This window comes from Coleofasciculus sp. FACHB-1120, assembly GCF_014698845.1.
Classification (GTDB): Bacteria; Cyanobacteriota; Cyanobacteriia; order Cyanobacteriales; family FACHB-T130; genus FACHB-T130.
In genome coordinates, this window is sequence record NZ_JACJTV010000017.1 from 14,080 (window position 1) to 27,449 (window position 13,370).

At 47.6% G+C, this 13,370-nt stretch carries 9 protein-coding genes; 5 read left to right on the top strand and 4 right to left on the bottom strand.

What is annotated here, in order from left to right; translation table 11 throughout:
* Positions 1-2: 2 nt before the first annotated feature.
* Both H6H02_RS16015 and H6H02_RS16020 read right to left on the bottom strand, forming a co-directional pair.
* Positions 3-1,409, bottom strand: a complete 1,407-nt coding sequence (locus H6H02_RS16015; protein WP_190819465.1) for a CHAT domain-containing protein — start codon at positions 1,407-1,409, stop codon at positions 3-5.
* 473 nt (positions 1,410-1,882) lie between these two features.
* Positions 1,883-3,295: a hypothetical protein gene (locus H6H02_RS16020; RefSeq protein WP_190819467.1), complete on the bottom strand. Its 1,413-nt coding sequence runs from the start codon at positions 3,293-3,295 to the stop codon at positions 1,883-1,885.
* 662 nt (positions 3,296-3,957) lie between these two features.
* Between H6H02_RS16020 and H6H02_RS16025 the strand changes: the two genes are divergently transcribed.
* On the top strand, positions 3,958-4,791 hold the full coding sequence (locus H6H02_RS16025; RefSeq protein WP_190429825.1) for a slipin family protein: 834 nt from the start codon (positions 3,958-3,960) through the stop codon (positions 4,789-4,791).
* On the opposite strand, the gene H6H02_RS16030 is transcribed toward H6H02_RS16025, so the two are convergent.
* Positions 4,757-6,160: an FAD-dependent hydroxylase gene (locus H6H02_RS16030; RefSeq protein ID WP_190819469.1), complete on the bottom strand. Its 1,404-nt coding sequence runs from the start codon at positions 6,158-6,160 to the stop codon at positions 4,757-4,759. The two genes, H6H02_RS16025 and H6H02_RS16030, sit on opposite strands and share 35 nt — an antisense overlap.
* 373 nt (positions 6,161-6,533) lie before the next feature.
* Here H6H02_RS16030 and H6H02_RS16035 point away from each other — a divergent pair, with 373 nt between their 5' ends.
* The 3 genes from H6H02_RS16035 (at position 6,534) to H6H02_RS16045 (ending at position 10,418) form a co-directional block, all read left to right on the top strand.
* Positions 6,534-6,818 carry a glutaredoxin family protein gene (locus H6H02_RS16035; protein WP_190675178.1) on the top strand — a complete coding sequence of 95 codons (285 nt, stop codon included), beginning with the start codon at positions 6,534-6,536 and terminating at the stop codon, positions 6,816-6,818.
* A 110-nt stretch (positions 6,819-6,928) separates the two neighbouring features.
* Positions 6,929-8,425 (top strand): UDP-N-acetylmuramoyl-L-alanyl-D-glutamate--2,6-diaminopimelate ligase, encoded by a 1,497-nt coding sequence (locus H6H02_RS16040; RefSeq protein WP_190819624.1) that lies wholly within the window; start codon positions 6,929-6,931, stop codon positions 8,423-8,425.
* Between the two features lie 340 nt (positions 8,426-8,765).
* On the top strand, positions 8,766-10,418 hold the full coding sequence (locus H6H02_RS16045; RefSeq protein ID WP_190819471.1) for a DICT sensory domain-containing protein: 1,653 nt from the start codon (positions 8,766-8,768) through the stop codon (positions 10,416-10,418).
* Positions 10,419-10,577: 159 nt separating this feature from the next.
* On the opposite strand, the gene H6H02_RS16050 is transcribed toward H6H02_RS16045, so the two are convergent.
* The gene (locus H6H02_RS16050; RefSeq protein WP_242040738.1) at positions 10,578-12,881 is read right to left on the bottom strand and encodes a caspase family protein; all 2,304 of its coding nucleotides are present in this window, start codon (positions 12,879-12,881) and stop codon (positions 10,578-10,580) included.
* A 132-nt stretch (positions 12,882-13,013) separates the two neighbouring features.
* Here H6H02_RS16050 and H6H02_RS16055 point away from each other — a divergent pair, with 132 nt between their 5' ends.
* Positions 13,014-13,253, top strand: coding sequence for a hypothetical protein (locus H6H02_RS16055; RefSeq protein ID WP_190819473.1), 240 nt, complete (start codon positions 13,014-13,016; stop codon positions 13,251-13,253).
* Positions 13,254-13,370: the final 117 nt, after the last annotated feature.

Here is a 13,370-nt window from a genome sequence, read left to right on the forward strand (position 1 = left end):
AATTACCAGGGGCTGCCTACTAAGGTAAAGGCAGCCCAATAGTAGGGGTGCGATAGATTCAGGTTCTGAATTCCTGCCAATTCTGGGGGCAGGGATATCTCCCTGGTGGGAGTGTACAACTGACCATCTTGGAGGCGGATTTTCCCTTGCAACATCTCTATCTGAGCTTGCCTAAGCGCCTCTGCTTTAATCGGCGCAGTTTTCAGATGCCGATAAAACTCTGTCATCAGTCCCAAGGTTCCTTCATCGCTGACAGACCACAAACTGGCGACAGAGGACTTAGCTCCAGATTGAACAGCTAACCCCGCAAAGCCTAATTCTGCTTGTTTATCACCGAGAGCAGTTCTACAAGCACTCAGCACTAACAGTTCCACGGGTGGAGCGTTCCACTGTAATTGCCGCATCTTATCCAGTGTTAGTTTCGAGTCCCATAATTGAACGTAGGAGTTGTTCGGGTCTCCCGGCTCAAAGAAGGCATGGGTTGCCAGGTGAATAATTTTATAGGGTTCGGAGGCGCGTTGCGATTGCAGATTCTTCAGGGTGAATTGTTGGTTTAAAAAGGATTTACCCTGCCAGAGCTTTTGCGCGATCGCAGATAATTCCACTGGCACCGCAGGTAAGGGAGTTTGCTCCTTAAATGTTGACGCACCCATTGCTAGAACTTGCGAATTCTTCAGAGAGACATAGAGGGTATCGGTCAGTTTGAAGGCAGGAATGCGCCCAATACTATACTTTTCCACCAAAAACTTTTGCCCATCATGGAAAGCTGCCAGAGGGATAGTACGCAGACCAGCACCCACACAAAAGATGAGCGTGTCTATCTTATTTGTTTTTAAATCTGCCTCCAGTGGCGCAACAATCCAGCGATATAACTGTTGCGCGGCTGGCAGATAGCGGGAGCTATTCCGATGCCTGGGATCTACGATATCTTCTCTAAACTTTGCCGCTTCTTTGAGCAGAACTTCACTCTTCGCTTCTGGAATCCGTTTGTGAATGAGTTGATTCCCCGGAGTAATCAACACTAGTTCTAGTTGTTTTGCTCTAGGAACTACATAAATTAACGCTGGCTTTTTACCCGTTTGAACCGCGATTTTGCCTAGAGTATCGGCGACATCCTTGGCTGTAATTGATTCGTCAGAGAAATTTATCCGAAAGTAATCTTCATATTGTTTCTCCCAGGTTTGCTCAATTTTCGGCACTATCTCCGTCAAATTTCCTCGATCGAAAGCGTTGTCTAATGGGGTGGGGGTAGCAGCTTGTGCTAGAAGAATCTTCCCTTTCCCACCAGAGAGGGTAGCAGTAATATCAGGTGTTGGGATGATTGCTTGTGCCTGCACCCGTTCTGTGCTAATTCCCGCTAGGTGCAGTACTACTAGCAATAAGCTAACACTACTCACGAGTGATTTCATAGCGACCTCGGTAATTTTAAGATGGCTGGAAGAGATTGAGGTTAAGCGATGCACTTCACTAATAGATAGTGTTAGCGCATATTTCTTCGAGTAACAGCAAAGGCAGCCAAAGTTCTGCCATGTGCAAGCATTTCAATGGTAAAAATTTACATACAACTCCTCTATCCTCTCTTTAAGCAGGGGAAGGGAAATTTTTCCCTCGCCGTATCTCCCTGTATCCCCTCGTTTTTCGCAGAGAAGATAAGGAATATAGCAACATCCCAGGTGTGTAGATACCACTGTAGGGACATGGCATTGCCGTGTCCCTACGGACATTTTATTCACGAGGGTTGGGCGGGGTTCCGGACTCCTTTAAAGGGAAGTAGGGACACAGTAAACTGTTTGGAACTGGGTTTGGAACGGGGGGCATGACAATGTCCTGTCCCTACTTCATTCCAGACTGAGCTTAAAAGAAAACCGTATAGATTAAGAATCTATCGCCGAACAATTTGATGCAATTGTTCCACTTCATCTAAAATTTTATCCATTCCGGATTCGGCAATGCCTTTGACGTAGTTAATTTTGATTTCTTCTAACATATCTATAAGTAAAGATTCGAGTTCCTGAAGATTGTGTTTTTTCTGCAATTCCCCCTCTAATGCCTTTCCAAAGCTATCAATTAACCGAGTTGTTAATTCTGTCCCAACTGGATCTTCAACCGCTTTTAGCGCGTTGCTGTAAGCAGTTTGAGATAAATTTTTAGCAAAACTTTCACTAATTTGGCTAGGTAAACGACTCAAACCCGGAACATTTTGGAATTGTTGGAAAACCGGAAGTTGCTTGAGAGTGCTTTCCAGGCTGTGATGCACTAAAGCTTCTAAATCAGGCTGAATTTGGGGGAGAACATTATGAACACTGACGTTAATCAGGCGAGTTGCGATCGCTTGCACTTCATTGGTGTTATTGATATTGATGTAGGGGCGGTGATTTCCCGGATGAAACAGCCTGCGTGCGAGATCGCCGCGTTGAATGGCTCCTTGCATTTGATTGATTACCTGTATGCCCATAATTTCAGTCAATTCTTCCGCGAAATTAGCCACAAAATCATGATTGATTTGCTGCCGGACAGGTTCAAGATTTAGTAACTCAGATTGATAGAGGCGAACCGTTACCGGAATGACTCGTAACCACCGCCACAAGGGTAGCAGCAAAAACAGGTCATACCATCGCCGCAGCATTCCTTGTAGCCAGCTAAAGTCAGGATATTGACGACTGATATAGAAAGTGCGAACCAAAAATTCTAGAGCGAATAAAATTGTAAATGGTAAGTCAAGCAACCAGAATTCATCAAAAAATTTCCCATTAATTCCCAGACTGCGATAGTAGTTACTCTGGATCAAGGGGCGAGTTTCTGTATTAAAAAAGGTGAGTTCTTGCTGCCAACCGGCTTGGGAAAGATAAGGTTGACTCCAAAATTCATTAAAAGCTTGATGGGCAGATTCTTTCCCCACGCGATCGCGCACTTGATTCTTAATTTTTTCTAAAGAACCGCTTTTCTTTGCCAGCGCAAACGGATTATCCTCAATCATTTCATTACTACGGCTACGCAAGTCCTGTAGCAAGCTTTCTACCTCTGCTGACTCTAGCCCAGTCTGCATCACTTGCTGTTCCAGTTCGTTTACCCGATTGAGATAAGCCTGTGTTTCTCGATGCGGTTCAATTCCTTTAATGGGATCGTACACCTGAATCAGGCTAGGAATTTCCCGAAGGTAGAAATCTCGCCAGGGTATATAACTTAGGTCAAACAACACTAAAGCGAAGTTGATCGTGGCAATGATTGCCATCAATCTATCAAACCATCGGTGGCGGCGGACTGGAGGCTTTCTAATCGCGAGTGTTGATTGCATAAGTCTGTACAGTGAGTCTATTCCTTAAAAAAGTATGGAATTCTCTGGAAAAACTCGCAATCTATACTAGGAAAGTTGACGGATGGGTAATACTTTGGCTGCAATCAGGCAAGAGGAATCCAGTTCATAAGGCTTTATTATACTTATAATTCCTCATAAATCCGGGATGATTGAGGGGTTAGGGAAAACCTCAAGCATCGTGTTAAAAAAGAGTATTGTTATGATTCAGTGATAGTGTACGAAAAAGGCTGTTTGCCTGAAAGGGGATGCCACAATGATGCTGTTTTTGGTTGTTCCAGTTTTCGATACAGCCAAATTTAGCATCTATGACGAGGTGGGAGTGACGATTATCACAAATCCGGACAACGATTGTCACATTTGAACACCTCTTTCATCACAAGACTTGATTAATCAATCGCTAAGATTGGATACATCCGCAATTTTTTAGTCAAACTTCAGTCAGATATCGGTGAGGAGAAAGCCATGAAAATTATCTTAACAATTCGGTGGTTAGTTCAAATAATTGTTTTGCAATTTATTACTCTTAGCGTGGCATCCATACTGCTGCTTTGGTTTGCCAGATCCGGTTGGTAAGCGGTATCCTGCTTTAACTCTGTCAGCGAGTCTAGAATGGGCTTAGTAACGATTTCCTTTTGCCAAATATGGGCACCACTCTAGGCACACTTTTAGTTTTCTTTTTCGTTCTAGCAGCTTCTGGACTTAAACTAGACCGAGAATACGAACGCGGCGTCATCTTTCGACTGGGTAGAACAAAGGGCGTTATGGGGCCGGGGATGTATTGGATTATTCCCTGGATCGATCAGAAAATGCAGATCGATGTCCGCACCAAAACGGTGAATATTGAACCCCAAGAAACTGTTACGGCGGACAGCGTGACGATTAAAGTGAATGCTGTTCTTTATTACCGAATTCTTGACCCCTCAAAGGCTATTAATCGGGTTGAAGATTACAATATGGCGGTTTACCAAATCGCTTTGACAACTTTACGCAATGTGGTAGGTCAAAATATCCTGGATGATGTCTTACAAAGCCGGGATAAAATTAACACCAAAGTCCAAGAAATTGTCGATGAAATCACAGAACCTTGGGGGATTGTGATTGAACGGGTGGAAATGAAAGACGTAGAAATTCCCCTGGCGATGCAGCGGGCCATGGCAAAAGAAGCGGAAGCAATTCGAGAAAAACGAGCCAGACTCATTAAAGCGGCGGCGGAACAGGAAGCCTCGATTAAGTTAGCAGAAGCTTCGCAAATGATTATGAAGAACCCTGCTGTATTGGAGTTGCGGCGTCTACAAATGCTGACAGAAATTGGTGCGGAAAATAACACGACGACGGTGATTATGATGCCGTCTGATATCATTCAAGCAGCAAAGAATTTGACCACTGGAATCTCGAATGGCAATCAAGCCGAGGTACGTCCTTTTCAACCAGAGGTAATTTTCACCGAGAAGCCAGTTCCGGATGACGCCCTCTAAGCCCTGTCATTAGCTGCAAAGCAAAGGTCTTAACGGGACGAATTCGTCGCAGCATCCATAAACCTAAGCGGCGAATTGCTACGACTGGCAACCAATTATTAGAAAACATCCGATCGAGGAAATCGGTAAAACCTAAAATGGTCAGGTTTTCTTGTTTACGCCAGCGTTCGTAGCGTTTAAGTACCTGTATATCACCGATATCTTCCCCTAAATTATGGGCGGATTTTAAAACTTGGGCGATCGCTGCTGCATCCCGAATCCCCAAATTCATGCCTTGTCCTGCTACCGGATGGCAACAATGGGCAGCATCGCCAATCAGGGCGAGTCGGGGAAGGGTGTAGCGATCGCTTTGCATCAATTGCACTGGGAAAACATAGCGATCGCCTTCTAGTTCCAAACGCCCCAACAGTCCAGCCGTGCGGCGTTCCAGTTCCGCCAAAAACTCTTTTTCGTCTATTTCTTTTAAAGCTTTCGCTTCTGTATGCGGGGCAGTCCAAACAACCTGACAGCGGTTCCCCGGTAGCGGCAGAACCCCCATCGGGCCACTCGGCCAAAAGCTTTCGTAGGCGATATTCTGGTGGGGTTTTTCTGGTTTAATCGTTGCGACCACACAGGATTGCCAGTAATGCCATCCTTGGGTGCGGATACCAGCAGCTTGGCGGATAGGCGATCGCGCCCCATCCGCTGCTACCAGCAAGCGCGTTCTAATTTTGGCTGTTTGCTTCCCCTCATCGCCCCCACTTTTTAAGGGGGGGATCTCCGAGGTTTGAGAGGATTGAATCCCCTCATCGCCCCCACTTTTTAAGGGGGGGTTGGGGGGGATCTCCAAGGCTTGAGAAGATTGAATTTTAGAGTGGGGAATCTCCCCTCTGACGACAATTTCGATCTCTACCGCGTCAGCTTGATAGTCGGCACTCACCACTTCCGCTGGACACAACCAAGACACATTCGGGCAATCTCTCAAGCTATCCTGCAAAGCCGTCAGCAACACCCGATGTTCCGCCCCATACCCTAGCCTTTCTGTGCCTAAATCTTGGGGAGAAAATTGTACAATGCCAGGATAATCGGCGTCAGATAAGCGAATTTGTTGAAATGCATTGATTTGAGGCAGTATTTTATCCCAAACACCCATACCCTCGAAAATGCGCCCCGACATGAGGGAGATGGCATAAGCGCGTCCGATGGCAACAGCAGCAGACTGGGGCGATCTCTCAATTAACGCTATCCGCAGCCCAGAATCCTTTAAGGCACAAGCGAGAGTTGCCCCAATGATTCCACCGCCCACAATCGCTAAGTCGTAGTCAAAGCCTTGCTGGGCTGCCGATGTCTGCGGCGACGAAATTGTTTGAACGGTCTGTTCCAGCGCCATTGTTAACAAAATTAGTCAAAACAATAAGAATATTTACTATTGTGACGCGAACAGCTGGAGCAATCAAGTTGAGCAAGCGCGATGTCTAGTAAAGAATTGCATGGCGCTCTACGGGCGCGGGCATGATATTACCCCGCCTACATTCGCTCGCCAACCTCCTGCTATCGGGAGGAAGAATTGCAGAGGCAAAGCATAGCCAGTCACAAGCCACTCACAGGTCAGTTACAGAGTGCTTCTGCTGCTTTTTTCTGGGATGGGTGTCAGCTTTGAAGAAAAGATGAGATAACTTTCTAATTGTTGAACCGGCAATTGATTTCTGCCAAACTGCACTAGGAGCTATCATCGCCCTATCAAAGTTTTGTGGAGAGATTGAGTGCGGTTAATTCTGTACAGCAAGCCGGGTTGTCACTTGTGCGAGGGGTTACAAGAAAAACTCGAACAGGTTTCAAACCCCCCCATCGAACTGGAAATCCGGGATATCACGACCCGCGAAGATTGGTTTCAAGCCTATCAATATGAAATTCCCGTCCTGTTTAGGGTTCGATCGCAGCGTACAGATCGAGTAGAAGAACCGTTGCCCCGTCCTTCGCCCCGCGCTACGGTGCAACAGTTGGAGCAAATGTTACAGAAATATTTGCTGGTAAAGGATAAAGAATAAGCGCGAGTCGTTATGAGTCTAAAATCCGCGTGCTAAACGATACCAATGACTCATGACTGACTCATAACCAATGACCCATGACTCATGACGATTGTGAGGAGTTACTAAAGATGAAATTGCGAGAGTTATTAGCAACCATTCCCCAGATTGAGCAACCCTCTAGTCAGACTGCCCTGGAATTAGAAGTTAAAGGCTTAACGACAAATTCCCATGCTTGTCAACCGGGAGATTTGTTTATCGGAATGCCCGGAACGCGAGTGGATGGAGGAGAGTTTTGGGAAGGAGCGATCGCATCTGGTGCAGTCGCCGCCCTGATTTCTTCTCAAGCTGCCCAGAAACAGCCTCCCAAAGGGGAAGACGCCTGCGTAATCCCAGTTGCAGACATGACTCAAGCTTGTGCCCAAGTCGCTGCTGCCTTTTATGGCTACCCCGCACAACAGCTAAAACTGATTGGTGTCACCGGCACGAATGGCAAAACGACAACAACTCATTTAATCGAATTTTTCCTAACTCGGAGCCAGTTACCAACGGCTTTATTTGGGACGCTGTATGCCCGTTGGGCTGGCTTTACACAAACTGCTGCCCACACGACGCCTTTTGCGGTCGAACTGCAAAAACAACTGGCAGAAGCGATCGCAGCCGGATCTCAGATGGGTGTGATGGAAGTGAGTTCTCACGCTTTGGCGCAAGGTCGGATTTTGGGTTGTCCGTTCTCGGTTGCGGTGTTCACCAATCTCACCCAGGATCATCTAGACTTCCACTCGGACATGGAAGATTACTTCAAGGCAAAAGCTTTGCTGTTTAGCCCTGAGTATCTTAAGGGGCGGGCGGTGATTAATTCCGATGACTCCTACGGACAGCGGTTGATCGAGGGGTTAAATCCAGACCAAGTGTGGCGCTACAGCGTCAACGATACAACTGCCGATTTGTGGATGAGCGACCTGAGTTATGAGCCAACGGGAGTCAGCGGGGTAATGCATACCCCTAAAGGGGACGTGGCTTTCCGTTCGCCCCTGGTCGGGCAGTACAATCTGGAAAATTTACTTGCCGCTGTGGGAGCAGTATTGGATTTGGGAGTAGATTTGGAGTTAATTGCGGCGGCGCTGCCCGAATTTTTGGGAGTACCAGGACGGATGGAACGAGTGCAAATTAGTTCCCAGCAAGAGATTAGCGTTATTGTCGATTATGCTCACACGCCGGACAGTTTGGAGAATTTGCTAAAAGCGGCGCGTCCGTTTATTCCCGGTAAGATGATCTGCGTTTTTGGTTGTGGAGGCGATCGCGATCGCACCAAACGTCCGCAAATGGGTCAAATTGCCGCGCAGTTAGCAGACAAAGCTGTTGTTACCTCCGACAATCCCCGCACGGAAGATCCAGAACGGATTTTGCAAGATATTGTTGCCGGGATACCAACCACGACTCAACCAGTCGTGGTGATTAGCGATCGCGCGACTGCCATTCACACCGCTATTTTAGAAGCCCAGCCGGGTGATGGCGTCCTCATCGCGGGTAAAGGTCATGAAGACTACCAAATCTTAGGAACGGAAAAAATCCACTTTGACGATCGAGAACAAGCACGGGATGCCTTATTAAAGCGGATGCCTTAGTTGAAGCAGTTATAGATTTTAGAGTGGAGCAGTTAACTTGTAACTAGGCGGATCGGCGCAATTCAATCTAACTTGTTGTCTGAGAGTGTCTGAGAAATGGGGATGGATAACCGGGAAACGATGCAAGAGACACTAGGTAGATAGGAGGTATCTTGTTTCTCTCAATCCGTGCTTCGCACCGCTGTGCTGCTACCAACACTTGCGAAGGAGTCCCCAGTCAAGACTCTTCAAGCACCAGCAAAGTTGATTTTCACCTGTCTGTTTAGAAATCAGTGCATTTTCAGTGCATTTAACAAGTCACCTTTTCATCCAAAACCAACATCTAAAATCATAAAATCTTATGGATTCATCCCTTTATCAACTGGCTCTGCGTGTAGAGCCAGCGCCTCAGCCGCTTGCAGTGAGTCCAAACACCCTCAAGTCCTTGTTATGGGCGCTGATGGATGTACTGATTGACCAACAACTGCCAGCTAAACTCTGGGTAAAGCTACCACCTGGGGAAGGCTGGCAGGCGCAGATAGAACAATATCAGGCACGGGCACAGGTTGGGCATACGATTTATGTCTGTAACGGCAAAGAGGGACGGGAGCAGGAGAAAGTAGAAGAAGGGGAAAGTGAGAGCCGGGGAGAGTTAGAGAATTCCTCTTATCCGCTTACCCGATCCTCAAAGCTCTCCGCTACCGCCTCGCAGATTATTCCAGTTCAGCTGAAGCCGGAAAGCGCAATTTCCAGGGAATATTTTTTGTTAGTGCTATCCGAAAACTTTTGTGGCTTAATTTTGGCTCATCGACCCCGCAGCGCCAAGCCAGCCGCCCAAGCAACCTCAAAGGATTTGGATCAAATCAAAAATTTAGGCTCAAAAGAGTTTCTTGCTTCTCAGTACCGGAATAAGAGCGCCCTAGGCAATCCTTACGGGGCACAGTCCGGCGTTAGCGAAAGCGTTTTGGCTTTGCAAAAGCAAATGGCTACAGCAGCTACAGAGGACAAGAGAGGACGACCGCTGCTGACAGTTTGTGCTTTCGACAAGCTAGTAATTCAGGAGGTTTTGCAGGGAATTCGACCCGCGATCGCGACCACTGAAGAGACGATTCTCAGCAACTGGGACAAGCTATTTACCTTACCCCAATCACCTGATTCAGTACAAAATCGAGCGATCGCATCCATCCTGACTCAGTTACTGGTAAAACAAGTCCAGCAGCAAGAAGAAATCGGGCGGGGTGCTGCCGCTAATCAGGCATCAACAACAGAAATCGCCGAACTCCAGCGGCAAAATCAAGCTTTGCTGGATGAAGTGCGCTTTAAAGATGAACTACTAAGTAATGCGCTGTTAGAGCTGCGGACGCCCCTAACCAACATGAAAACTGCGCTGACGCTGCTAGAGTCGGCACAACTCAAACCCACCCAGCGCCATCGCTACCTGCATTTGCTACATACACAGTGCGATCGCCAGGTTTCTTTGATTAGTGGTTTGATGGAGCTAGTCCAGCTAGATCGGGCAACAACACCCACGACTTTGCATCCGGTGCAGTTAGCAGATATTGTGCCTGGAGTTGTCAGCACCTATCAAGCGATCGCTCAAGAAAAAGGCATCCAACTCGGCTATACAGTCAGTCCTGACCTTCCTATCGTCTCCTGCTTAGAGGCATGGCTGCGACAAATTATCATCAATTTGCTACACAACAGCATTAAATTCACTCCCACTGGCGGTCAGGTGGTAGTACGCACCAAGCAACAAGGCGATTACGTACAGTTGGAATTCCGCGATACCGGCATCGGCATTGCCCCGAACGAATTGCCCAAGATTTTTGACCGTTTTTATCGCGGACGCCTAGCACCGGGCGAAGAAGTTTTCGGTGCCGGGTTAGGTTTAACCATTGTCCAGCAACTTCTCCTGCGTTGCGCTGGCTCTATTTCTGTCACCAGTAAATTGGGTCAGGGTTCTACTTTCAAAGTGTTGTTACCCGTTCACCATTCGACATCTGTTCAGCCCTAATTTAGGTATCTGAATACCATTTCACGGGATGTCTGCTATAGATCCATCTATACCATTTCTCAGCTGGCTGGAATATATTGCGGTTCTAACGGTAGGGGATTTTTGATTGCCATGCCCCTACAGATGTATCGCACCCCACCCTTGAATGGTGATAAATGCCTATGTTTCCACCGACTCAAAGGTAATTGACATCGCTGCCAAGTCTTGAGTATCGACACGATTCATTACCCCCAGCCCCCGAACCTCTGCCTTCTCACCGCCAGAGCTATTTCCAGCGCCTCGGTTAAAGTCTTCTAGCAAACCGTCGATTAACTTGGTTGGTTCCTCACCCAGCGTCATTGGCAACCCTGATGCTTGCCCTCGTACCCTCGCCACTTCCTGCAATGCCTTGAGCGCTTGCTTAAGAGGAGTGGCACTGGCTATGATCAGAACCTCTACCATGCCGACGGGTTTTGCGACTTTAAATCTGAACTTATCTCTTCCCGGTTGCGGGATTTGTAGCGTTTCTCCGGCTTTTACTAGAGTCGTATTCTCTTCCACCGTCCAGGTATTCGGAAAAATGATCGTCATTTCTCCTTCAGGATCGATTACCAAAACGGATACGTGAAGATCCCGATTTTCTTGGTTCGTCACCATAAACTGAAGCGGCGTTCCCAAGGGGAGTTTTAAGTTGTCGGAACGCAATCGATCGCGGCTGAGGTTTGAGTTTTGAGTTGAAGAATTGCTGCTGTTTTGTGCGCCGCGAACCGGGAAAGTTATTGCAATTGTCTCCCCTTCTGCTCTTTTCATGGAAGCCACCACATTCAGCCGAGAGGAACCGGGATTGAGTATCATCTTGGCAATGTGAGCTGCTAGCAGTGACTTAAATTTCGGGGTGAGACGGGCGATCGCCGCTTCTATCGATTCACCAGATGCACCAAAAGAGCCAGGAATTTGTTCTAGTGCTGGAGTGAATAAGCCGACACTGCCCATATCGGGCACAGAGGTTAAATTAGGAGCCTCTCCATTTTGCTGAAATTGACGATTCTCCTGGGTGATGCGACCTAAGAGGTAGGCGACATATTCTTCCTGTTGTACAGGCAAGACATTGAGGCGCACAATTGCCTTAAGCGCTTGTTCTGCCTTGGCTGTGTCGTTACCCAGCGATGGATCTAGACCAATCGGTAAGGTCATATCGCTGGGAATCCCGCGCATTCTCTCTTGCAGCAATGTTCCCAGTTGCGGGGGCGAGGAAACCCCGCCCCTCTCTGTATTTAGGAGTTTGCCTCGTGCCGTTAATCCTTTGCGCGAGTTCGCTTCCAACTGTACCAATCCCTGCTCCTTGCCTTGAGCGTCTATCACTGTCAAAATGGCACCTCGATCAAAAGCCGGGATACTTTGGGAATTGACACCTCCCAACCACAACTGCACTCCATCTCCCTCAACTTTGGTGATTACCGCTTCCGCCGGGAGAGTCTGTTGGTTCAGGAAGTAAGCGGGTTCCTGTTCGTTGCTTTTTTGCTTAGCTTCATATTCTGGAATTTGACCCGTAGAAGAAATCTGATTAGTGGTACGGGCAATATTTGCGATCGCACTCGCCACGGGTTCATCCCCGGTTTGCTGCCAAAGATACTGCGTCATCACATAAGTAAACGCCCCCGCCGCAAAGCCGTTGAAGCGCTGATCCGCCGCCAGTTGCTTGCGATCGGCGGCAGCAATGACGATCCCTTTGGCAACTCCTGCCCTGCGTGCCTGAATATACTCATCCGGTGATAGATTCAACCGCGATAGCAATTGACGTTGATATTCTTTCTCCACTGGGCTGACTTTAACTTGCACGCCACCATCCAGCGCCCTGACGTTCAAATTCCCCCGTTTTCCGCCCCCAGCATGACAACTATCTAGAACCATTGTCAGGTTTTCTGTTTTTACCGCTGACGCCAGCAAAAACAGCGTGTGTCCTGTGATATCGGATGCAATACCCCCACGGCGACGGGCAACCAAAGGTAGAGAGTTATCGGCAGGGACAATGGTACTGTTTAAACAACTTTCGCTCAGTTTTAAGACCACTTCATCGCATTCTGGGCTGTCATCTACCCGCGAACCGTGCCCGGAGAAGTGAAACACCACAACATCTCCCGGCTTCGCTTGCCCAATCAGATATTCGTCAAATGCACCCAAGATACCTTCACGAGTGGCTTGGGCATCTGTCAGGATATGGACATCGTTCTTGTTGAAGCCAAAGCGGTGAATCAGCAGATGTTGCTGCATTTCCACGTCGGTAATGCAACCCGCTAAGCGATCGCTACTATTTTGATAAGCGTTAATTCCCACCAGCAGCGCCAGTTTGCGGGGTGTGCTTTGCGCGAGGACTTTGCCATAGCGATCGCCCTTTCGCATCACATCCAGATGGCTTAAACCCAAAGTTGCCAGCGTCGATCCGGCAAATTGCAAAAACTGACGGCGCTTGATGTGAGACATCATCAATGTTTCCTCAAGTGGTGCAGGATGAAAGGTGGAGATTAGGGAAATCTTGTGTTTAACGAGCTATGTTGACGACGGCACAGATTAGTGACATGGTTAACTGTGTTCTATTTATATAGGAAGTCGTTAACGATGCGCTGCGCTATTTCGAGTCGTGCTGGTCAAGTTTTGGCAAACGGAAATTTTATCATTCAAAAAGATGAAAATGGTGAACTAAGGTTAGATTTCCGCACAGATGGCGGCAAAATCCTCCAAGGAGGAATCATCGAGCCGGATGGCGACTTGACCTCAGCCAGTAAAGTTCTCTATCGCCAGTTTTTTGAAGCTTGGGGAGTCAGCGATCTCGCACTGACCGCTATGCCTAAGTTCTAGCGTCAACTTTTGGTGAATCCTTATTTTATTTGTCAGGTTGGTAATGGCTAATAAAGAATGGGTAGAAGGATGAAAACAACCAATTATCCATTACCGACAAATCATCAAAGAAGTAAC